19 protein-coding genes are annotated in these 22,314 nt (G+C 67.9%); 11 read left to right on the top strand and 8 right to left on the bottom strand.

The features are described 5' to 3' along the window. Positions 1 to 784 precede the first annotated feature (784 nt). Both ccsA and DB354_RS12345 read right to left on the bottom strand, forming a co-directional pair. On the bottom strand, positions 785 to 3,967 hold the full coding sequence (ccsA, locus tag DB354_RS12350) for a cytochrome c biogenesis protein CcsA (RefSeq protein ID WP_233256629.1): 3,183 nt from the start codon (positions 3,965 to 3,967) through the stop codon (positions 785 to 787). Beyond that, a complete protein-coding gene (locus DB354_RS12345) occupies positions 3,964 to 4,623 on the bottom strand; it encodes a hypothetical protein (protein WP_107835920.1) in 660 nt (219 codons plus the stop codon). Before DB354_RS12345 ends, ccsA begins: the two co-directional genes overlap by 4 nt. 173 nt (positions 4,624 to 4,796) lie before the next feature. On the opposite strand from DB354_RS12345, the gene pxpB reads away from it, so the two are divergent. The 6 genes from pxpB to pcp are packed head-to-tail and all read left to right on the top strand — an operon-like array spanning position 4,797 to position 9,479. Continuing rightward, the gene (gene pxpB, locus DB354_RS12340; RefSeq protein ID WP_107835919.1) at positions 4,797 to 5,477 is read left to right on the top strand and encodes a 5-oxoprolinase subunit PxpB; all 681 of its coding nucleotides are present in this window, start codon (positions 4,797 to 4,799) and stop codon (positions 5,475 to 5,477) included. Between the two features lie 17 nt (positions 5,478 to 5,494). After that, positions 5,495 to 6,391 carry a biotin-dependent carboxyltransferase family protein gene (locus tag DB354_RS12335; protein ID WP_233256628.1) on the top strand — a complete coding sequence of 299 codons (897 nt, stop codon included), beginning with the start codon at positions 5,495 to 5,497 and terminating at the stop codon, positions 6,389 to 6,391. A gap of 1 nt (position 6,392) precedes the next feature. Next, positions 6,393 to 7,133, top strand: coding sequence for a 5-oxoprolinase subunit PxpA (locus DB354_RS12330; protein WP_233256627.1), 741 nt, complete (start codon positions 6,393 to 6,395; stop codon positions 7,131 to 7,133). Further along, positions 7,130 to 7,912 (top strand): DUF969 family protein, encoded by a 783-nt coding sequence (locus DB354_RS12325; protein WP_107835916.1) that lies wholly within the window; start codon positions 7,130 to 7,132, stop codon positions 7,910 to 7,912. Before DB354_RS12330 ends, DB354_RS12325 begins: the two co-directional genes overlap by 4 nt. After that, entirely contained in the window at positions 7,909 to 8,880 is a 972-nt protein-coding gene (locus DB354_RS12320; RefSeq protein ID WP_199226847.1) for a DUF979 domain-containing protein, read from the top strand. The genes DB354_RS12325 and DB354_RS12320 overlap by 4 nt, the downstream gene beginning before the upstream one ends. Continuing rightward, positions 8,880 to 9,479 carry a pyroglutamyl-peptidase I gene (gene pcp, locus DB354_RS12315; RefSeq protein ID WP_107835915.1) on the top strand — a complete coding sequence of 200 codons (600 nt, stop codon included), beginning with the start codon at positions 8,880 to 8,882 and terminating at the stop codon, positions 9,477 to 9,479. Before DB354_RS12320 ends, pcp begins: the two co-directional genes overlap by 1 nt. A gap of 73 nt (positions 9,480 to 9,552) precedes the next feature. Here pcp and DB354_RS12310 read toward each other — a convergent pair whose 3' ends face one another. From DB354_RS12310 to DB354_RS12300, 3 genes are all read right to left on the bottom strand, one after another. Next, a complete protein-coding gene (locus tag DB354_RS12310) occupies positions 9,553 to 11,151 on the bottom strand; it encodes a SpoIIE family protein phosphatase (protein WP_107835914.1) in 1,599 nt (532 codons plus the stop codon). 129 nt (positions 11,152 to 11,280) lie between these two features. Beyond that, positions 11,281 to 12,384: a redox-regulated ATPase YchF gene (gene ychF / locus DB354_RS12305; RefSeq protein ID WP_107835913.1), complete on the bottom strand. Its 1,104-nt coding sequence runs from the start codon at positions 12,382 to 12,384 to the stop codon at positions 11,281 to 11,283. Positions 12,385 to 12,761: 377 nt separating this feature from the next. Continuing rightward, positions 12,762 to 13,652, bottom strand: coding sequence for a transposase (locus tag DB354_RS12300; RefSeq protein WP_233256626.1), 891 nt, complete (start codon positions 13,650 to 13,652; stop codon positions 12,762 to 12,764). Positions 13,653 to 14,002: 350 nt separating this feature from the next. Between DB354_RS12300 and DB354_RS12295 the strand changes: the two genes are divergently transcribed. The 4 genes from DB354_RS12295 to DB354_RS12280 all read left to right on the top strand — a co-directional run bounded on the left by DB354_RS12295 (position 14,003) and on the right by DB354_RS12280 (position 19,202). Continuing rightward, positions 14,003 to 15,052: a LacI family DNA-binding transcriptional regulator gene (locus tag DB354_RS12295; protein WP_107835911.1), complete on the top strand. Its 1,050-nt coding sequence runs from the start codon at positions 14,003 to 14,005 to the stop codon at positions 15,050 to 15,052. Positions 15,053 to 15,174: 122 nt separating this feature from the next. Further along, complete coding sequence (locus DB354_RS12290; RefSeq protein ID WP_107835910.1) at positions 15,175 to 16,557, top strand: MFS transporter; 1,383 nt, start codon at positions 15,175 to 15,177, stop codon at positions 16,555 to 16,557. A gap of 60 nt (positions 16,558 to 16,617) precedes the next feature. After that, a complete protein-coding gene (locus DB354_RS12285; protein ID WP_107835909.1) occupies positions 16,618 to 17,589 on the top strand; it encodes an alpha/beta hydrolase in 972 nt (323 codons plus the stop codon). Then, complete coding sequence (locus tag DB354_RS12280) at positions 17,589 to 19,202, top strand: glycoside hydrolase 43 family protein (RefSeq protein WP_107835908.1); 1,614 nt, start codon at positions 17,589 to 17,591, stop codon at positions 19,200 to 19,202. Before DB354_RS12285 ends, DB354_RS12280 begins: the two co-directional genes overlap by 1 nt. 554 nt (positions 19,203 to 19,756) lie before the next feature. Here the strand turns inward: DB354_RS12280 and DB354_RS12270 are convergent. The 3 genes from DB354_RS12270 to DB354_RS12260 form a co-directional block, all read right to left on the bottom strand. After that, positions 19,757 to 20,410, bottom strand: coding sequence for an NAD(P)H-dependent oxidoreductase (locus DB354_RS12270; protein WP_107835906.1), 654 nt, complete (start codon positions 20,408 to 20,410; stop codon positions 19,757 to 19,759). Positions 20,411 to 20,638: 228 nt separating this feature from the next. Beyond that, positions 20,639 to 21,034: a helix-turn-helix domain-containing protein gene (locus DB354_RS12265; protein ID WP_107836064.1), complete on the bottom strand. Its 396-nt coding sequence runs from the start codon at positions 21,032 to 21,034 to the stop codon at positions 20,639 to 20,641. 99 nt (positions 21,035 to 21,133) lie between these two features. Further along, entirely contained in the window at positions 21,134 to 21,673 is a 540-nt protein-coding gene (locus DB354_RS12260; RefSeq protein WP_107835905.1) for an SET domain-containing protein-lysine N-methyltransferase, read from the bottom strand. On the opposite strand from DB354_RS12260, the gene DB354_RS23005 reads away from it, so the two are divergent. Next, complete coding sequence (locus DB354_RS23005) at positions 21,558 to 22,289, top strand: DUF3592 domain-containing protein (protein WP_343205577.1); 732 nt, start codon at positions 21,558 to 21,560, stop codon at positions 22,287 to 22,289. The two genes, DB354_RS12260 and DB354_RS23005, sit on opposite strands and share 116 nt — an antisense overlap. Positions 22,290 to 22,314: the final 25 nt, after the last annotated feature.

Here is a 22,314-nt window from a genome sequence, read left to right as displayed (position 1 = left end):
TTGTGGTCTGTGGCTGCCGGAGGATCTTCGTGTGTCTTCGTGCCCTTTCGGCGCCCCTCTTTCGCCCCCATCGCGCCCTGCTTCCGCCAAACGGGGCGCGCAGTCTGCGGATGGCGGGCGCCCGCTTTCGGCGCATTGGGGCGCCCGTTTCTCAACATGTGGGGCGCGTCATCCGCGCCGGGTGGGGCATTGCTTTCCGCGCAGTGGGGCGCGCGGTTTGCGCACATTGGGCGCGCCATTTCGTCAAGTTTGGGCGCGTCGCTTGACATGATTGGGCGCGCAGTCGACGCCCTGTCGCTGCACATCGAGCGCCCCCGATGAGCCCCGTTGCGCCCTTTTCGCACCCCTTGATCGCAAGGGCAATTGCCCCAATCCGTCGTCGCGACCGCGAAAACCCACGATCACGAGGCAACGAGGGTAACAATTATAAAACACCTGCTGATCGTGACTTCCGGGATAATGTCCAGATACTCCGGAATAATGTCCAGATACTCGCGCATAATGTCCGGATACTTTGTGACCGCCGGCGGCGAAAACCAAAGCAAGGGACGTGTGGATTTGTGTCAGAAATCGCGGAGCTCAATGGCCGGTGAACCGCGAACGCTCGCGAACCAAGCCGCGAAAATCCGCGGTGGTCGAAGCCGCACCCGCACTGCACTCTCGCGAGAAACCGCACCGAGTTTTCGCGCACCTTAGCGCCTTTCGCGGTCGAGGTTCGCATCAAGATGGGCAGCCCGGGCAGGCAGTAACCACGAATGGACACGGCGAGGGCAAATGGTTGCGATCAGGCCTCGGCGGATGCGAGTGCCGCCTCGCGCGCCCCCGGCGCCTTGCGGAAGCTGCGCCACTTCTCGAGCGGGATCGCGGCGAGCGCGATCAGCGCGAGCTGGCTCGCGACGAAGGTGATCAGGATCCAGAAGGCGGCGTCCGTGAAACCGTAGCTGTGGAGGCCCACGCCCAGCATGTTCGTGCCGAACCAGCTCCAGCCCGTGACCACGTTGCCGAAGATCGCGAGGTTCATGAGGCCGCGTTGGCGGATGAGTCCGCCCCAGCGCGCGTGGAGGATGATCGCGTTCCAGATCACGATGATCAGCGCGCCGTTCTCCTTTGGATCCCAGCCCCAGAAGCGACCCCAGGATTGATCGGCCCAAATGCCGCCGAGGACCGTGCCCGCGAAGCTGAAGAGCGTAGCGAAGCAGACGATGCCATAGACCATGCGCGCGAGCGCGTCGGCGGTCGCGCGATCGAGCGACTTCGTGAGCACGCCGCGCAGGATGTAGATGATCGCGAGGAAGCCCGCGAGGAACGTGGCGGAATAACCGAGCGTCACCACGACGACGTGTGTCGCCAGCCAGAAGTTCGAATCGAGCACCGCGCGCATCATCTCAAGCGTGTCGCCGCTGAACGAGAGCATGTGCGCGATGATCAGCGTGGCGAAGCCGATGACGGCACCCGCCGCGCTGCCGATCGCGTTGCGGAACGTGTACTCGAGCATCAGGCATAGCGCCACCGCGCCCCAGCCGACGAAGAGCGCCGACGAGTACAGGTTCGTGACCGGCGGTCGTCCCTCCAGCCACATGCGGGTGGCAATGCCGATGGTGGTCGCGAGCCAGGCGACGGCGACGAGCCAGAAGGCGGCGCGGCCGAAGCCCTGCGGCCAGAACAACCAGGAGGCGAGGGCGAGGAAGAAGGCGCACAGGTAAACCATCATCGCCTTGTAGAACGGCTCCACGTGGTTGAAGTCCGCCTCGACGTCCGACTTGTGCAGCTCGGTCGCGAAGCGCTTGTCGAGGTCACCGCGGAAGACGCGCAGGAGCTCGTTGAAGCTCGCGGCGTCGTTCTCTCGCCACGCGCGGCCGAGGCCCGCGTAGGCGAGTGCGCTCGGATTCACCCGGCCGGTGGCGAAGGTGTCGAGCAGTCCGTTGCCGGTCGTTTGCCACTTCGTCGGGTCGGTCTCGCCGTCCTTCGGCGGAATCACGAGGAGCGTCGAGGCGGAGGCCAGGATGTCGAACGTGCGGCCGTACTCGACCATCTGCTTCACGAGCTCCTCGTCGTGCGGCTGGCCGGCCTGCTTGGCGCGGACGGCGGCGACGCCGGGCGCGATCTTCTCCTGGAGCCGCAGCAGGTCGCCGAGGAAGTTCTCGGCCCCGGGCATGACGAACATGTGCCGGAGGTGCTGGTACTGCAGCAGGCTGTTGTAGAGCTGGAGCACGCCGCGCTGGAAGGGGTTGCGCAGCGCCGATTCCACCTGGTCGGCCAAGCGCGTCTGCTCCTCGATGGCGGCGAGATACGGGCGGATCTCGTTGAACGAGAAACGCCGGTAGCGCGCGGGGATGAAGCCGACGGCCGCGAGGACCTTGCGCGCGGTATCCTGGTATTCGATGCGCAGGTTGTCGTCGTTCTTGCCGATGAGCGTGAGCAGCTCGGGGTTGTCGATGACGAACGTCGGGTAGGTGTCGGCCTTCTCCGGCCGGAACGCCACGTCGAGCAGCCATTCCGTCGGATTGCTGACAAGCGGCTCGCGCACGTGCGCGGAGCGGACTTCCTGGCGGTTCTGCAACTGGAGCAGCGAACTGCGCGCCACGGTGTCGAGCGGCTTGATCCGGCCGTTGGCCAGGACCGGCAGCCGGCCGAAATCATCGAGGTGAAACGCGGCGGGATGGGCGCGCGGGATCAGTGCGACAACGAACACGCCGATGGCCAGGACCAGCGCCGCGAGCGAGAAGAGCTTCTCGGCCAGCGTGAGCGGCGGCACCGCGGGCGTCGCCGAGCCGGTGGCGGCTTCGCTCCCGGCGGCGGCACCCTTGACGCCGCGCTGCCGGCGCCGGGCGATGAACCCGAAAAGGTGCAGCCCAAATTGAGCGAGCAGGCCGACGGCGATCAGCGTGCAGGCGATGTACGGCATCAGCCAGCTGGGGTTGCGCACGACCTGCAGGATCGTCGTTTTGTCTCCCTCGTAGCCGGACTGGTAGAACGTCAGCCCGCCGTACCGCAGCGGGTTGTTCATGTAGATGAGCACCTCGCGGTCGTCGTGCTTGTCCGGCGTCTGCAGGCGCACGCGGCTGGAGAAGTTCTTGGGAATCTCAGTGCCCGGGTACACGTCGTGGCTGAACTTCAGCAGCGTGAGCGAGAAGGGCTGGTACGAGCGGGCGAAGCGCAGCGTGAGCTTCCACTGCCGGCCGCCGAATTCGAAGCGCTGGGGCGCGGGCGCCTGGGTCGAGACGAGCCACGTGCCGACCGAGCCCTGCGGGCCGACGAGCTCGACGAAGCCGGAGGGCGTGTTGCGCTCGTCCTGCTTGTACGTGATCGGCTGCGGGATCGCGTCGACGCGGAGCCCGAGCCCGGCGGTGGCGAGGGTCGTCGGCGCGTTGGGCGCCGCCGGCGCCGGGCCGCGCATCGTCAGCGCGGAGTTCGGGTAGTAGGCGCGCGTGATGACGCGGAACGGGAGCTTCGGGTGCTGCACCGTCGCGTGGCGCTGGAGCAGGCGCTCGGGCACGGTGACCACGTCGTCCACGTCGGGCGCAGTCACGTCGGTGATGGCCAGTTCGACGCGTTGGAAGCTTTCGGCGTAGCTCTTGGTTTCCCCCTCGTTGATCCGCATGTGGTACTCCTGTTGCCAGAGACCGGTGAGGAGCTCGCCGACGAGGAGCAGGATCAGGCCGAAGTGCGCGAGCAGCAGTCCCGTCTTCCGCCAGGAGAAGGTGAAGCGGTAGATGTGGGCGGCGATCAGGTTGATGAGCAGCATCCCGCCGATGACGTAGCCGCCGGGGAAAACGGGCACAGGCACGTCGCCGACTTTCCAGAGGACGAAGAGCGAGCGGAAATACTTCTCCTGCACCGCCCAGATGCCGAGGTTCACCTGGTCGATCGTCGCCGCGAAAACCAGCAGCATGCCCAGGATGAGCAGGACGACGGTCAGGCGGAGCGAAACAAAGAAGTCCCGGAAATCGCGCAGGAGATGGCTCATGGGGTGGGGGCGGCGGGGCGCTTGATCGTTTGGAGAAAGGCGAGGAAGGCGGGCTTGGCGGCCGTGACCGCGGCGTCGGTGGCCGTCAGCTTCACGAACCACGTCGCATCGCCCAGCGGGATGGAGGCGCCGAGGATGCGGTTGGGTTTCTCGCCCTGGCCGCGAATGTCGAAGAGCACGAACTTGAGCCCGTTGTACTCCACGCGCTCGAGCAGCGGCGCGAGTTCAGCCTCGCTGATCGGAGGCAACTGCAATTGGCCGCGCCAGCGATTCATGTTGGCCAGCTCGCCGCCGACATCGCCGGGGAACGCGGTGATGGCGAGGTCGCCTTCGGTGCCGTCGGGCCCTGGGACGGAGAAGGAGGCCTTGCGCATGGCTGACCCAGCCTTGGGCTTCCAGTCGGCCGGGGCGGTCCAGGTAAGACCGGCGCCGTCGGCCGTCGCGACCGGGGTGCCCGCCATGCCGGACCCCATGCCGGGCGCGTTCATCCCCGGCGTGGCGCTCGGTGCGGCATCGGTGGACATGCCACTCGAGGCGAGGGGCATCTCGGCGTCCTTCTCCTTGGGGATGCGGTAGTTTTCAACCGTGGCCTTGCGGCAGCCGATGAGCAGGAGCGGCAGTGCCAGGGCCGCGGCGAGCAGGGAACGAGCAATCATGTGGTGGGACGGTGCTTGTCGTGGATTCACCCGCGGAGTTCAAGCCCCGGGGGGAGTGGAGGACGGAATCCAGTTTGGGAAGGTCTGCAACTGGGAAGGGGGCGGCGGGCCCAGGGCGGCGCGCCGGCGTTTTTCTTTTTGCCGCGGAAGGGCTTCCCGTGAATGTATCCGGCATGACGTTGTCCCCGCTCGGCGACTCCGCCCTGGTGCTCTCCCTGGGGACCACGGTGGACGATGCGACGCTGGCGCGGGTGCGGGCGGTGACCAACGCGCTGCAGGTGCCGCCCCTGCCGGGCGTGGTCGACGTGGTGCCGGCGTTTGCGACGGTCACGGTGTTTTTCGACGTCGCCAAGATCGGCGCGTACGACGGCTTCGTGCAGCAGGTGAACGCGCGGGCCGAGCGCGCGGCGGAAACGATCCTGCGGGCGTCGGGCGGGGGCCGCACCGTCGAGATCGCGGTGTGTTACGGCGGCGAATACGGCCCCGACCTCTCCGAGGTGGCGCACGGTGCGGGGGTGCGGCCCGAGCAGGTGATCGCGTGGCACACCGAGGCATCGTACCGGGTGAACGCGATCGGGTTCGTGCCGGGCTTTGCCTATCTTGGCGGACTGCCAGTGAAGCTGCACCTGCCGCGCCGCCGGACGCCGCGGCCCAAGGTGCCGGCGGGGGCGGTGGGCATCGGTGGGGACCAGACCGGCGTGTACCCGTTGGCGACGCCGGGCGGGTGGAATCTGATCGGGCGGACGCCTCAGCGGCTGTTTGACCCGACGCGCGCGCATCCGGCGCTGCTGCATGCGGGCGACCGCGTGCGATTTCGGGCCATCACCCCGGAGGAGTTTGTCGCATGGAAGTGATCCTGCGCCGGGCGGGCATGCACACGACTGTCCAGGACCTCGGCCGGCCGGGGTACCGGGCCGAGGGTGTGCCGCTGGGCGGCGCGATGGACCGCTATGCGCTGCGCGTGGCGAATCTCCTCGTGGGCAACGACGAGGACACGCCGGCGCTCGAGTTCACCCTGCTGGGGCCGGAACTGGAGTTCTCGCACGAGGCGCTCGTCGCGGTGACCGGGGGCGATTTCGGCGGGCTGCCGCTGGGCCGGCCGGTGCTGGTGGCGGCGGGCCAGCGCGTGAGCTTTCATTCCGCGGCGTCCGGATGCCGCGGCTACCTGGCCATCGCGGGCGGCTTCACCGTGCCGCGCGTGCTCGGCAGCGCGAGCACGTATGTGCGCGGTGGCTTCGGCGGGCTCGAGGGGCGGGTGCTGGCGACCGGGGACGTGCTCCAGGCGCCGGAGGTGAAGCGCCGCGTCGCCGGCCACTGGCGGGTCGATCCGCGGCTGGTGCCGGATTACCACGAGGCGCCCGTCGTGCGCGTCGTGCGCGGCGCGGAGGGCGACGACTACGGGCCCGCGTTTTACGACGAGCCGTATCAGGTTCTCGCGCACTCGGATCGCATGGGCTTTCGCCTGAAGGGGCCGGCGCTCAGCCGGCGGACAGACGCGGAGATCCGGTCGCGTCCCGTGGCGCCGGGAACGGTGCAGGTGCCGCCGGACGGCCAGCCGATCGTGCTGATGGCGGACGCGCAGACGCTCGGCGGATATCCGCAGGTGGCGCACGTGATCACGGTCGACCTCCCGCTCGTCGCGCAGCGACGGCCGGGGGACACGCTGACGTTCCGCGCGGTGGCGCTGGAGGATGCGCGGGAACTCGCCCTTGCGCGGGAGCAGGCGCTCGCCATGTTGCGGCACGGCCTCGCCCTCAAACTCGGCTGACGTGCAACGCTTCATCGACCTCAACTGTGATCTCGGGGAGGGCGCGGGCCAGGACGAGGCGCTCATGCCGCTGATATCGTCGGCCAACATTGCCTGCGGCGCGCATGCCGGCGACCTGGCCACGATGATCGAGACGACCGAACTCGCGTTGCATCATCGCGTGGGCATCGGAGCGCATCCGGGGTACTTTGACCTGCACGATTTTGGCCGGCGCGAGCGCGACATCACGCCCGCCGAGGCGGGGCGGCTGGTGCTGATCCAGGTGGAGCAGCTCCATGAAATTGCGGGGACGAAGTTACGGCACGTGAAGCTGCACGGCGCGCTCTACAACCAGGTGTGCCGCGACGCCTACCTCGCCGAGGGCGTCGTCGCCGATCTCGCGCGGCTCTGGCCAAACCTGATCGTGTACGCGCTTGCCGGCAGCGAACTCGCGCAACTCGCCCGTGCCCGCGGGCTGCGCGTGGCGCACGAAGTCTTTGCCGACCGCACTTACCAGCGCGACGGCACGCTCACCCCCCGCGCGCGGCCCGACGCGCTGATCCACGACGAGGCGGCGGCCGTGGCCCAAGTGCTGCGGCTCCTGCGCGAAGGCGTCGTGCGCGCGACCGACGGCACCGACGTCCCGCTGCGGGCCGACACGATTTGCCTGCACGGCGACGGTCCGCACGCGGTGGCCTTCGCGCGCCGGCTGAACCGGGAATTGGAGGCGGCGGGCGTGGTGATCCGGCCCTGCACCGGATGATCAAGTTGATCGGCATCCTGGTGGTGGCGGTGGGCTTCGCATTGCGGGCGAACACGCTGCTCGTCGTCCTCGTCGCCGGTGTGGTCACGGGTCTCGTCTCCGGGATGTCCTGGCACGAGATCGTAGCGCAGTTCGGCACCTATTTCGTCGAGAACCGCTACATGACGCTGCCGGTGATCCTGATGTTGCCGCTGGTGGGCATGCTCGAGCGCCACGGCCTGCGGGAGCGCGCCGAGACGCTGATCCGTCGCGCGCGGGCGGCGACTGCGGGCCGCGTGCTCCTGCTGTACTCGGTGATGCGGCAGATCTCGATCAGCCTCGGCGTGCGCATCGGCGACCACGCGAGCGCGGTGCGCCCAATCGTGGCGCCGATGGCGGAGGCCGCGGCCGCGCGGCTGCTGGCCGACGCGTCGGGCAGGGCCGGAGGCGGGGCGGGACCCGCGCGCGAGCTTCCGGTCAAGGTCGTGCACGACATCCGCGCGCATGCGGCGGCGGCGGAGAACGTCGGCAACTTCTTCGGCGAGGATGTGTTCATCGCGGTGGGCGCGGTGCTCTTGATGAGCGGCTTCTTTCAGAGCGTTGGGATGCAGGTTAGCGTCTGGGCGCTGGCGCTTTGGGGCATCCCGACCGCGATCGTCGCCTTCCTGCTGATGTGGTGGCGCGCTCGCGTGCTGGACCGCCGGATCGCCGCCGCCCTCGCGCGGACGCCGCCCGCGGGCGGCGCAGTGCCGGCGGCTGGAGAAACGGCGAAGGGGAAGCCGGAGGAGGGCCGCACGTGACGCCGACGAACCTCCTCAGCTTCGAAGTGTTTTACGTGATTTGCGGCGTGATGCTCGCGGGTGTCGCCGTGCGGATCGGCCGCGATCGCACGCATCCGCGCCGCTGGGGCTCCGCCACCTTCTGGCTCCTGCTGGCGATCGTGTTCCTCTTCGGCAAGGCGCTGCCGGCCCTCGCCAGCGGCTACCTCGTGGTGGCGATGGTCGTGCTCGCGGCGGCCCGGCAGGTCGGCCTGCCGCGGCGGCCGGAAGAATCGCGGGCCGAGCGCATGGCCGAGGCGGTGCGGCTCGGCAACCGGCTGTTCTGGCCCGCGCTGCTGGTGCCGGCGGTGGCGCTCGTCGGCTCGGCCCTGCTCGGGCGAATCCAGTTCGGCGTGGTGCGGCTCGCCGATCCCAGGCAGGCCGCCCTTGTGTCACTCGGACTCGGCGCGATCGTTGCGCTGGTCGTCGGCCAGCGGCTGCTCCGTGCCGGCATGGCCACGCCCCTGCGCGAGGGCTCGCGGCTGCTCGAAACCGTGGGCTGGGCGTTGATCCTGCCGCAATTGCTCGCGGCGCTCGGCGGCGTCTTCCAGCGCGCCGGCGTCGGCGCCGTGGTGGCGGACGTGACCACAAGCCTGGTGCCGACGCAGTTTCCGCTCGTGGCGGTGATCGCCTACTGCGTGGCGATGGCGCTTTTCACGATGTGCATGGGCAACGCGTTCGCCGCCTTTGCCGTGATCACCGCGGGCATCGGCCTGCCGCTGATCGTGCAGCAGCATCACGGCAATCCCGCCATCATGGCCGCGATCGGGATGCTGTCCGGCTACTGCGGTACGCTGATGACGCCCATGGCCGCCAACTTCAACATCGTGCCCGCGATGCTCCTGGAGCTGCCCGACAAGAACGCCGTCATCAAGGCGCAGCTCCCCATCGCGCTCGCGTTGCTCGCGGCCAACATCGGGCTCATGTACCTCCTTGTTTACCGATTCTGATGCAGACCGTCCTTGTCACCGGCTTTGAATCCTTTGGCGGCGATGCCCGCAACCCGTCCGCCGAGCTCGCGCAGGCCCTCGCCGGCCGCGTGATCGGCGGTGGGCGCGTCGTGACCGCTGTGCTGCCCTGCGTGTTCGGCGCGTCCAGCCGCGAACTCTTGGCGCTGGTGCGCCGGCACCGTCCGGCCGTGGTGCTGTGTCTCGGGCTTGCCGTGAATCGGACCGAGATCACGCCCGAGCGCGTGGCGATCAACATCGATGACGCGCGCATCCCCGATAACGCCGGGGCGCAACCCGTCGACCGCCCCATCGTGCGCGGCGGCCCGACGGCGTACTGGTCAACGCTGCCGGTGAAGCCGATCGTCACGGCGCTGCGCCGGCGGCGGCTGCCGGCCAGCGTGTCTCAGACCGCCGGCACGTTCGTCTGCAACCATGTGTTTTACGCGCTCATGCACGCGCTGCGGCGGCAGCGGGCGGTGCGCGCCGGCTTCATGCACCTGCCGTGGCCGGCGGACTGGCCCGGTCACGCCGGCGCGAAGGTGACGTTTGCGGAGTTGGGCCGCGCGGTGGAGGCGGCGATCGCCGTCGCGCAACGGTAGCGCCGCGCGGGTGCGAAGGCGGGCTGGGCGGCGGCGAGCGTGGCTTCGACGCGCGCCGCGGGGCCGCCACGGGTCAGTTCGGGCGCGCGGCCTGGACGGCGACAACGCAGACGTCGTCCTCGAAGGCGGTGCGTTCGCTGAAGCGCTGCAACTCGTCGAGCAGGCTGACGCACAGTGGTTCCGGCGTGGTGCGGCCAGTGCGGCGGAGAAACTCCCAGAGCCGCTGGTCGCCGAACATCTCGCCGGCGGCGTTTGCGGCCTCGATGACGCCATCGGTGAACCCCAGCAGGAGATCGCCGGTGCCGAAGGCACACTGGTGATTGGTGAAGGCGATGTCGGCGATGAGCCCGGCGGCCGGCTCCGGATCGTTGGGCGCGAGCCGCATGAGCACCCCCGTGTCGCCGCGCACGATCATCGGCGCGGGATGGCCGGCATTGGCATAGAGGAGCGTGCCGGCGGTGAGATCGATGATCCCGAGAAAGACTGTGGCGAAGACGGGCTGGCCGGTCTGTTCGACCACCGGCATGAGGCTGCGGTTGATCTCGCCGAGGACGGCCGCCGGATCGGCGGCGCGGAAGCCCATTTCCTCGACCACGCCGCGCACCAGGCTGGTGAGGAGGCCGGCGCGCACGCCGTGGCCCATCACGTCGCACACGACGACCCCGCAGAGGGTATCGCTGATGCGGACGAAATCGAAGAAGTCGCCGCCGAGCGTGGTGGCGGGAATGTAGCGATGGGCGAACTCGAGCGCGCTGCGCTGGCCGGTGGCGCCAGGGAAAACGGGATACGGCCGCGTGAGGAAGGCCTCCTGCACCTGGCGGGCCATGCGGAGATCGGCCTCCATTTCCTCGGTGCGGCGCTCGAGCTCCTGTTCGGCGATCTTGCGGCGGGTGATGTCGTGGCTGATGCCGACGAGACCGATGAGTTTGCCGCGGAGGTCGTGGAGCGGGACCTTGGTCACGAGGGACCAGTGGTTGCCGCCGATGGCGAAGTCGGGCTTCTCCTGGTTGATGATGCGCTCGCCGGCGAGGACGAGCTTGTCGTCGGCCAGGGCCTGCTCGCCGCGCTTGCCGGGAAAGAAGTCGGTGGTGGTGCGGCCCACGGCCTCGGTCTGGTCCTTGACCCCGAGGAAGTTCAGGTGCGCGCGATTGTTGAGCACGTACTTCGACTCCTGGTCCTTCACGTAGAGCCGGCTCGGCAGGTTATCGATGATGGTGCGGAGAAGGGTTCGCTCCTCGATCAGCCGCTCCTCGGCGCGCTTCGCGGGAGTGACGTCGCGGGTGAGCCCGAACGTGCCGATGAGCCGGCCGTTCTGGTCATACCACGGCAGCTTGGTGGTCGAGCCCCACGCCTGGGACCCGTCGCGCGTGGTGATGAGCTCGGTCTTGTTGATGATGGGCTGGCCGGTGCGGATGATCGCCTGCTCGTCGGCGTAGGCGCGCTCGGCGTGCTCGCGGGAGAAGTAGTCGAAGTCGGTCTTGCCGATGCAGTCTTCGGGCGTGGCGACGCCGAGCTCGCGGGCGTGGGCGAGGTTGTTGCGGACAAACCGGCTCTGCAGGTCCTTGAAGTAGATCCGGTCGGGGATCGTATCCATGAGCACGCGCAGGATCGCGGAATCGAGCGCCATGGCTTCGGGCGTGGGAGTCGGGGAGGGCGCAGGGGCGTCGCTCATGAGGAGAGAGAATACGGTCCGGGCGCGCGGAGTCTAGCACTCCGCCGCGGTGGGCCGGCGCAGGCTTCCCGCAAAATGGCGTAGCCATTTTGCTGAGCAGCCTGCGGACGAAGTCCGGCAGGCTGCTGGCTAGACGTTGAACCGGAAGAGGGCGACGTCGCCGTCCTGAAACACGTACTCCTTGCCCTCGAGCCGGTACTTGCCGGTTTCGCGGGCGGCGGCGGTGCTGCCGAGGCGGGAGAGGTCGTCGTAGCTGACGACCTCGGCCTTGATGAAGCCCTTCTCGAAATCGGTGTGGATGACGCCGGCGGCCTGCGGGGCTTTCCAGCCCTTCTTGATCGTCCAGGCGCGCACCTCCTTTTCGCCGGCCGTGAAGTAGGTCTGCAGGCCGAGCAGCGTGTAGGTGCCGCGGATCAGGGCGGACACGCCGGAGTCGTCGACGCCGAGGTCCTTGAGGAAGGATTTGCCCTCCTCGGGTGAGAGGTCGATGAGCTCGGACTCGATCTTGGCACTGATCGGCACGTAGGCGGCGTCGTGGTGGGTGCGGACGTAGCCGGCGACGGCCTGGACGAACTTGTTCTGCTCGGCGGTGGCGAGGTCGCTCTCGGCGACATTGCAGGCGAAGAGCACCGGCTTGGCGGTGAGAAGCTGGAAGAGCTTCATCATTTCCTTCTCGTCGTCGGACGCGGCGAGGACGTTGGCGGTCTTGCCGGAGTTGAGGTGGGGCTCGAGCTTCTGGAGCAGCGCCATCTCGGCCTGGGCCTCCTTGTCGCCGGACTTGGCCTTCTTCTGGGTCTTGTCCATGCGTTTGGTCACGGCGTCGAGGTCGGCGAGCACGAGCTCGGTGGTGATGACCTCGATATCGCGGACCGGGTCGATGCCGCCCATGGTGTGGACAATGTCGGTGTCCTCGAAGCAGCGGACGACCTGCACGATGGCGTCGACCTCGCGGATGTTGGCGAGGAACTGGTTGCCGAGGCCCTCGCCCTTGCTGGCGCCGGCGACGAGGCCGGCGATGTCGACGAACTCGATGGCGGCGGGGATGACGACGCTGGTCTTGGCAATCTTTTGCAGGACGGCGAGGCGGTCGTCGGGCACGGTGACGACGCCGACGTTGGGCTCGATGGTGCAGAACGGATAGTTCGCGGCCTCCGCCTTGCGGGAGCGGGTGAGCGCGTTGAAGAGAGTCGATTTGCCCACGTTGGGCAGTCCAACGATGCCAGCTTTCAGCATAAGCCGCGAAACGTCTCGTGCGCAGCGAGGCCGGTCAACGGGAAAGATTGCGCCCGCCGGAGCGCCGCGTCCTGCCCTCGCAGGCGACAGGAAGCTGACAAAGTGACGCCCCGACCCCATTTCGACGGGGTCGGGGCGTCACTTTGTCAGCTTGACGTGCCGCACGTCGGTTGAGGGTGCCTTGCGGGCAGCGTCAGTTTGCGGTCAGTTCAGCGCGCGCGTCGCGGACCCCATCCCGACGGGGTCAGCAACGGTCACTTTGTCAGCTTTCGAGCCCGTGCCGCGGAATGATTCAGGAGCCAAAACCGCCGGCGGTCGCCGCACGGCACTTCCCTGGCTGCCGCGCGTCGCGCCGGTGCGGCCTAGGACTCGGGCGTTCAGACCCGCTCGCTGCGGGCTTTCCACAAACGGGTACGGATCGCCCCGGCCGAGCTCATTCCGAGCATCGTCGCGATCCGCCCATACGGAACTCCGCTGCGTCGAAGCTCCTGCGCGACCGCGACCTTCCATTCCGCCCGCGGGGACGAGCCATCCAGATCTTCCGGTCGGCGCCCCGCATTCCGAAGGGCGGAAGCGAACGCTGCCTGCCAACGCGCCGCCCTCATCGCTTTGAGTTCCTGTCCGATGAGCCCTTGGGCCAGTGCGTGTTGCGCATGTTCCCTGGCGAGACTCTGTTTCCAGCCTTCTGTGCCAATGGCCCATTCCTCGTGGTCACCTGCGACTTCGGATTCACGCTGCTCAACGATAGCCCTCCCGCGTTCAATCAAGTGTTCCACATACGCGGCATACGATGCGCGATCTTCGGCTAGACCCTTCGCGGCGAGCCACACGTCAAAACTCATGCACTCCCACCGGGACACTGCCATCAGCTGTCGTGCGCTGCTCCACCTGAACCGCGCCACCTGTTCGGGAGGCACGATTCGCGCCTTAACAGGGTTCAGATGAATGTAGTCCACCACGTTGCCAAGCGCGACGGCGTCCTCGATCAACCCGGCATGAAAGCGTCCCTGGAACAGGTGCCCCTGCTCGACGCGGAAGCGATTGAACCGACATGCGAATGTGGTTTCGAGCCACTGCATCCCCTGACTAAGGTCGGCATGCGGCGTCGTGACTGCCAAATGAAAGTGATTTCGCATCAGGGCGTAGGCATGCAGACGCCATTGGTAAACCTGGCAGGCCTCCTTTAGCACTTCTTCAAACGCACTTGCGGCTCCCGGTGAAACAAACACGTCCGATCGATAGTTGCCGCGATTCACGAGGTGGTACATCGCCCCTTGAAATTGGATCCGTAGTCGGCGTGCCATGAGCCAAAGGAATTTTACCAGAGCGATAGCGTCAATTGATTTTTACCAACGGGGCCAAGCTGACAAAGAGACGCCCTGACCCCATCCCGACGGGGTCGGGGCGTCACTTTGTCAGCTTGACGTGCCGCACGTCGGTTGAGGGTGCCTTGCGGGCAGCGTCAGTTTGCGGTCGGTTCAGCGGGCGCGTCGCGGATTACACGTGGCAGGGCGCGCCAGAGGTTCAGGGGCCGGTTGGGGCAAAGCCGGGCGCTGCTCGGACGGGCGGCCGACGTTCTGCTCGACAATGCGCGCAGAGGTGGGCAAGCCAGCGGGCGATGGCTCAGCACGCGACGCTCCAAGACGTGGCCGACAAGGCGGGGGTGCACCGTTCCACCGTCGCCCTGGCGTTGCGGGACCATCCGCGCATCCCTCAGGCCACCCGGCGACGCATCCAGGCGATCGCCCGCAAGATCGGCTATCGGCTGAACCCGCTGGTCGCCGCGTTGATGCGGGCGCGCCGGACCGGTCGACCGGTGAAACACGTCTCCCTGGCGTTCGTGACGAACTACCCGACCCGCTGGGGCTGGCGGCCGGAGAACCATGATCGCCCTGACTTTTTCCCCGGCGCGGTGCAGCGCGCGAAGGACTTCGGCTACAAGCTCGAGCACTTCTGGCTGGCCGAGCCCGGGATGACGCCGTCGCGGTTTTGCGACATCCTGAGCGCGCGCGCCATCAACGGCCTGATCATCGGCCGCCTGCCGCCGGGGCAACGCGAGCTGCAGCTCGATTGGGACCGCTTTTCAGCGGTTGCATTGGGACTGACCCTCCGTTCGCCCCTGCTGCATCATGTGACCGAGAACCACTTCGAGACGGCCTGGACGGCGATGGACCAGTGCGCCGAGCGCGGCTACCAGCGCGTCGGCTACGTCTACACCGATGCCAACGATAGCCCGCGGGTGGGGGACCGCTGGGTCAGCGCCTACCTCGGCCAGCAGCAGAAGCTGCCGCCGGCGCGCCGCATCCCCGTCTGCCCCGGCATGCCGGCTGACGCCAGCGGCTTTGCCGACTGGTTCCGTCAACACCGCCCCGATGCTCTCCTCGTCAGTCATGCCGCGCCGGTCCGAAAGTGGCTCGACGCGCTGGGGCATCGCGTCCCGGACGACGTGGGACTGATCGAACTCGAGGATCGCCCCGACGCCGGATGTGCGGGCGTGTACTACGATGCCGAGAAGATCGGCGCCCTCGGCGTCGAACTCCTGATCGGCATGATGCACCGCAACGAAACCGGCGTCCCGACTGATCCGCATGAGGTGCTGCTCAGCGGCGCCTGGCGCGAGGGAGTCACGCTGCCGCACCGCACCGGGCGCGTGGACCTCACGGCGTGACCGCCGCCCGCTCCCGCTGAGGCGCTCGGACGGACCGCCGGCTTGCCCGTCGACAATGCGCGCACAACCGCCATTGTCCGGCGAACGCGGCGTCGCGTCTCATTTCGAAAACCCCCAATTCCATGGCATCACCTACTGACCCCGCCGGTGCTCCAGCGACCGGTGCCGCGTCCGCCGGCGGCAACTTCCGCTGGACCGTCTGCGGCCTCCTCTTCTTCTCGGTCGCGATCAATTATATCGACCGAAACATCATCGCGATCCTCAAGGTGCCGCTCAGCAAGGAGCTGGGATGGAGCGATGCCGACTACGGTCACATTGCCGCCGCTTTCCAGATCGCCTACGCGATCGGCTACCTCTTCGGCGGGCGGCTGATGGATCGCTTCGGCGTGAAGCGCGCGCTGCCTTGGGCGGTCGCGCTTTGGAGCGTCGCTGCCGCCGCGCACGGCCTGTGCTCGCTAATCTCGCCGACGGCCATGGCCACGTTCTCGCTGCCGTGGTTCTCGTCCGCCTCGCGCACGCTCACCTTTGTGCTGCCATTCACCGCGCTGGGCTTCATCTCGGCGCGCGCGCTGCTCGGCCTCGCCGAGGGCGGCAACTTCCCCGGCGCGATCAAGGCGGTCGCAGAGTGGTTCCCAGTCAAGGAACGTGCCCTCGCCACCGGCATCTTCAACGCCGGCACCAACGTCGGCGCCGTGCTTTGCCCGTTCGCCGTGCCGCGGCTCTACGCCGCGTGGGGCTGGCCGATGACTTTCTACGTCACCGGCGCGCTCGGCTTCGTCTGGCTCGCCGCGTGGTGGTGGCTCTACGAAAACCCGGAGCAGCAGAAACGGCTCTCCGCAGCGGAACTCGCCTACATCCGCGCCGGCCAGCCCAAGGTTGTCGCCGCCGCGCCGACTGTCCCTTGGCGCTCGCTCCTCGGCTTCCGCGCCACGTGGGCGTACCTGGCTGCCAGCATTTTCGCCGGCCCGGTGTGGAACATCTACATGTTCTTCCTCCCTGACTTTCTGCATAAGCAGTATCACCTCGAGCTTACCCAGATCGGCAACTGGACCGCCATCTTCTACGTGATCGCGTCCTTCGGCGGCATCGCCGCGGGCTGGCTGCCGGGCTTCCTGCTCGGGCGAGGCTGGACGGTCAATGGTGCCCGCAAGATCTCGATGCTCATCTGCGCGCTGGCCGTCACCCCGATCTTCATCGCCCCGCATGTGCCCGCGGTATGGCTGACGGTGCTCATTGTCGGCATCGCCGGCTCGGCCCACCAGGGCTGGTCGGCCAACCAGTTCAGCTTTGCGTCCGACACCATGCCCCGCCAGGCCATCAGCTCCCTCGTCGGGCTCGGTGGCTTCGTCGGCTATTTCACCGGCGCCGTGTGGGCCGAAGTCATCCCGGCTGTCCTCAAGGCGACCGGCAGCTACTCCGGCATCTTCGCGGTCGCCTCGGTCATGTACCTCGTCGCACTGCTCTTCCTGCACTTGCTGGTGCCGAAGATCGAGGCGGCCAAGTAACCGCGGGCTTACACGGCTCCGCCTTCCTCTCTCGCTCGTCCTCATCTCGTTCCGCTCCGTATGAACATTGTCACGTTCCAGGTTGGTCGTCCCGCGGGCACCTCTGCGCGGGCGGAGTCTGCATCCGGTCACGGTTTCGCCCGCGCGTGCCAGCGGACGTTCGTCGCAGCGCTGCTGCTGACCGCGCTTGGCGCGTCGGCCGCGCAGGTGAAACGCGACGTCGAGTACGGTCGCGTCGACGACGAGCGGCTGCTCCTCGATGTGCACCAGCCGGACGGCAACGGTCCGTTTCCCGTCGCCATCCTGATCCACGGCGGCGGCTGGAGCGGCGGTGACAAGAGCGGCAGCAACAAGCCGGGCGACGGCGCGGACATCACGCCGTGGTTCGCCCTGCTGCTGCAGGCCAAGTACACGCTCTTCTCGATCAACTACCGGCTCGCGCCTAAGCATCCGTGGCCGGCGTGCGAGGAGGACGTCGAGACCGCCATTCGCTGGGTCAAGGCCCATGCCTCGGAGTACCAGGGCGACCCCGCGCGCATCGCGCTCTTCGGCCACTCGGCCGGCGGACACCTCGCGATGTACGCGGCCACCCGCACCGATCCGCGCGTGCAGGTGCAGGCCGTCGTCGGCTTCGCCCCGGTCACAGATCTCGTCTCCGACACCGAGCGCCGCGGCGGCCTCAGTACTTCGCTGCAGAAGCTCTTCGGCCTCATGCAGGACCTCACGCCCGAGTCCCGCGCGGTCCTGCGCGACGTCTCTCCGCTCCAGCACGTGCACGCCAAGATGCCGCCCGTGCTGATCGTCCACGGCGACGCCGACAAGACCGTGCCTTTGAGCATGTCCATCGCGTTCATCGCGCGCCTGCGGACCGCCGGCGTGCGCGCCGAGCTCATCACCCGCACGGGCGTGCCGCACTCGTTGGTGAAGGGCGACGAGATCGATACCTCCTACCGCGCGCCGATGCTGGAATGGCTCCAGCAGACGCTCGTCCCCAAACTCAGTGACGCGAAACTGGGACCGGCTCTCCGATGATGGCTTCACCTGCTGATTTTGATGCGACCAACGCGGCGGCCGCCGCCCATGTCCTGCCGCCGCCCGCCTGGGTGTCCGATGCGGGCGACGGCACGTACCGCAACCCGGTGTTGTGCGCCGACTATTCGGATCCGGATGCGATCCGGGTGGGCGACGACTTCTGGCTGACCGCTTCGAGCTTCGGTCACGCGCCCGGGCTGCCGATTCTGCACTCGCGGGATCTGGTGAACTGGACGCTCGTCAATCACGCCCTGCCGCAACTCACGCCGGTGGAGCACTTCAAGACGCCGCGCCACGGCGGAGGCGTCTGGGCGCCGTCGATCCGGCATCATGCGGGCAAGTTCTGGATCTACTATCCCGACCCGGACTTTGGCCTCTATGTGGTGACGGCGGACGACCCGCGCGGGCAATGGTCCGCGCCCACCCTCGTGTTGGGCGGCAAGGGGCTCATCGACCCGTGTCCGCTCTGGGACGCCGACGGCCAGGGCTACCTGGTGCACGGCTGGGCGAAGAGCCGCGCGGGCATCTGCAACCGCGTCACGCTGCACAAACTTTCCGCCGACGGCCTGCGCACGGTGGATGAGGGCAAGGTGATCATCGATGCCGACAAGCTGACCGGCTGGCAGACCCTCGAGGGCCCAAAGCTGTATCGCCGCGGCGAGTACTACTTCGTGTTCGCGCCGGCCGGCGGCGTGGCGACCGGCTACCAAGCCGTGTTTCGGTCAAAGAATATCTACGGTCCCTACGACTCGCGCATCGTGCTCGAGCAGGGGCGCACGCCCATCAACGGCCCGCACCAGGGCGCGTGGATCGACACCCCGACCGGCCAGCACTGGTTCCTGCATTTCCAGGACCTCGCGGCGTACGGCCGGATCATGCACCTGCAGCCGATGCAATGGGACGCGGACGGCTGGCCGAGCATGGGCACGCCTGGCGTGGCGGGTGTTGGCGAGCCGGTGCTGCGGCACGTGAAACCCGGCGTGGCCCCGGCGCCGATCGCGGTGCCGGCGACCTCGGATGATTTTCGCGCGGCGAAGCTCGGCCTCCAGTGGCAGTGGCAGGCCAATCCGGAGACATCGTGGCTAGAGCTGCGGCCGAAGGATGCGGGCCTGCGCCTGCACGCGGTGCCGGCGCCGGCGGACGCGAACTCGCTCTGGCTCGCGCCGAACCTGCTGCTGCAGAAGTTCCCTGCGCCGCGGTTCGTGACGACGACGCAGCTGAGCTTCGCGCCGGCCGCGGAGGGCGAGACAGCGGGCTTGGTGGTGTTTGGCTACAGTTACGCGTGGCTTGGGCTGCGCCGCACTGCCGAAGGACTCGCGTTGGTCCACGTCACGTGCAACGCCGCGCAGGAGGGCAATCCCGAGCGGGAGCTCGCGCGCGTGCCCGCGAAGGCAGCGAAAGTCTGGCTCCGCGTAAGCGTGGGGGACGATGCGACCTGTGCGTTCAGCTACAGTTTCGACGGCGACACCTACCAGCCGATCGGTGCGGCTTTCCACGCGACGGTCAGCAAGTGGGTCGGCGCCAAGGTGGGCCTGTTTGCCCAGGCTCCCGCCGGGACCACGAAACGCGGCTACGCCGACTTCGCGTGGTTCGACGTCGCGCCGGGAAAGTAGCCGGCGCGGCGGCGGACGAAAGGCGCGGTCCGGGTGAACCGCGAACGGAACACGTGAACCGCGAAAGGCGCGAACAAGCGCGAAGATCGGGGAACGTCGATCGCGAGAGACGAACGCGTGAGCGAGGTCGACCACATCGGATTTTCGCGGCCCGATTCGCGAGTGTTCGCGGTCAACGCTGGTTTGGGAATCGCGGAGTAAAGATGTGGAAGTGACCACGAATGGACGCGAAGCGACACGAATGAAGACCGCTGACCAAGTGGCAGATAGGAGCACCTGCGCCATTCGTGTCCATTGGCATCCCTCTCTCGGATTCCCATCTCCGCAGCGCGTGGTGAATCGCGGACAGAACAGGTGAACCGCGAAAGGCGCGAACAGGCGCGAAAACCGGGCGACGTCGGGCGCGGGAGACGAACGCGTGAGCGACACCGCCGACCTCGGGTTTTCGCGGCCCGGTTCGCGAGCGTTCGCGGTGAACGCTGGTTCGAAGATTGGGGCGTAAGGATGTGGGAAGAATCACGAACGGACCCGAGGTTTGCGCGGGGCGGTGATGCTCAGGCGGCGACGGCTGCGGGTGCGCCGCGCGCGGCGAGTTCTTCGACCGCGGTTTCGGCGGCGGCGAGGGAGTGGGCGAGCCGCTCGTCCTGATACTCCTCGTGGCCGACGCGCACGAATGTCACGTCAGTGAGACCGATGAACCCGAAGACGGTCGTGAGATGCGGTTCGAGGAAGTTGAGGTGGGCGAGCGCGCCGCCGGGCAGGAGCGAGCCGTCACCGGCCGAGGTCAGCACGACCACGGGTTTCGATTGCAGCAGCGGCGTGTACGGCTGGGCGGCTTCGGCGTTGAAGCCGAAGGTACGGCCGACGCGGACAATCTGGTCGATGTAGGCCTTGAGCTGGGCCGGCAGGCCAAAGTTGTACACCGGCGCGCCGATCACGATGGCGTCGGCCCGCTCGATCTCGGCGATGAGCGCGTCGCTCGACGCCAAGGCGTCGAGCATGGCCGGCGTGCGCCGCTTCGGATCGGCGAAGGCGGCGGCGATCCAGGGCTCGTTGACAACGGGCGGCGGGGACTGCGTGAGGTCGCGCTCCACGACCTGGCCATCGGGGTGGTGCGTTTTCCAGGCCGCGACGAGGCGCGTGGTGAGCCGGCGGGTGATGGAGCGGGTGACGCGTCCGCTGGAGTGTATGACGAGGAGGTTGTTCATGGCGGGCGCAGCTTACGCGCGCTCCGCCGTGCGTGCTTCGTCTCAAAATTGTGAGTCGCTCACGAGAAAGTGAGTGGGCGGCGTTGCCCTGCGCGGCGCGGGGAGGGCACGACGGCGCGACGTAGCTGCGCAGCGGTGCCGAAGCAACGCCGTGGGGACGGGGAGAGCGGCCTCGGACGATGGTGGCGTTTTGCCGTTGGCGGAACGCGGGGGCCGCGCGGCCGGAGATCAGAGGCGAACCCGGACCGAGGCGGGGCGTTTGACCCTCGCCGGCTGGGCGCGGCGGGCAAGATAGGCCACTCCCCAGGCCTCGAGTTGATCCATCACGGCCGAGAGGCTCGCGCCGTATTGGGTCACCTCATACTCCACGCGGGGCGGCGTCTCGGGATAGAGCGTGCGGCGGATAATGCCGTCGGCCTCGAGTTGCCGCAGTTGCACGGTGAGCGCCTGGGCGGTGATGCCGGTGAGGGCGGCCTGCAGCTCCGAGAAACGCCGCGGGCCGGTCTTGAGCTCGAAGAGGAGCGACGGTTTCCAGCGTCCGCGGATCACGTCAATCGCGGCGCGCACGGGGCAATCGTCGTGCAGGCGGTCGATCTTCTGCTCGTAGTCGGCCAGGGATTTCACGCGCGCACGGTAGCGGTCGCGCTCCGGCTGACAAATCACGCGGCCACTTGAGCGCGGGACCGCGGCGCGGGGTGAAACGGGCGCGCCGCCGTTGGGACGCTAACGTTTCGCGGGCGATTTTTTGGCGGTGCCGCGGCGGCTCGCGCGGAGCAGCCGGCGCAGGCGCCAGCGTTGCCAGCCACTGACGATGTAGCCCGGGCAGCGCGGGGTGCCGCAGCGGCAGGGGTGGAGGGACCATTCGGCGAGCGGGAAGCCGTAATCGAAGGTGAGTTCCTCGCCGGCGGGGATGTCGCGGCGGGCGACGATCCAGATGTGGCCGCGCACGGTCTGGGACTCGCAGTTCGGCGCGCAGGAATGGTTGATGAGCCGTGCGGGATTGCGCCGGGTGCGGCCGTCGAGGTCGTAGCGCTGGTTGAGGTTGAAGATGTACACGCTGCCGTCGCCGCCGCGTTCGGCGCGTCGCAGGCGGGCTTCCTCGCGGCGCCGCGCCTCCGCCTTGGTGATGCGCTCACCCGTGTATTCGATGATCCGCGTGCCGGCGGGAATCTCCCGTGCGGCGCGCACACCGCGCCCATGGATGGCCGAGGTGACGACCTCGATCCAGGCGTGGGTGTTGGCGCGGTGGCTTGCTCGTTCCATGGAGGCCTTCACCGAATACCGTCGCACGCCCCGCCGGCAACATCCGTCATTGGCGATCTCGCCGGTCGCCGCGACGGCGCGGCCCGCCGGGTTCGGGCTTGTCGCAAGGTCAGTTACGCGGCCAACTAGGCGCTCTCAAATGACTTCTGGCGCGTTGTGGACTGTGGCGCTGATGCCGCTCCCTTTCTGGGCGTTCGCGTGGCTGGCTTTCAAGAGGGGGGCGCCCGCAGTCTCGGTCGCGTTCAGGTCGCGTCGTTGGCCGCAGACGGACGCCGAGATCACGTCGATGACGGTTCTACGAGCGAGGTACCTAAACGACGGCCCGTCGAACCGGTGGCGTTGGTATGTGCGGTATCGATATCGCCTCGGATCTGAAACGTACTGGGGCGACCACAAGACCCGGTCGGCCAGGAGCCTGGAGGGGATGCAGGCGAAGTTCCCATATGGCGAGGGTGGTCGTGTTCCGATCTACTATTGTCCCGAGAATCCGCATGAATCGTGCGTCGTGCCGGGCTTCACCGTCGAGCGCTTGGCGCTGTGGATCGTCGGCGCGCTGCTCGCCGTTTGCCCAACAATCCTGTGTGTGATGCTCCTGTTTGCATCGCTGCGGAGCTGAAGTGGCGTCGTCGGAGACGATCGGC

It is taken from the genome of Opitutus sp. ER46 (genome assembly GCF_003054705.1).
Lineage (GTDB): Bacteria > Verrucomicrobiota > Verrucomicrobiia > Opitutales > Opitutaceae > ER46.
This window is presented reverse-complemented; position numbering and strand designations above follow the sequence as displayed.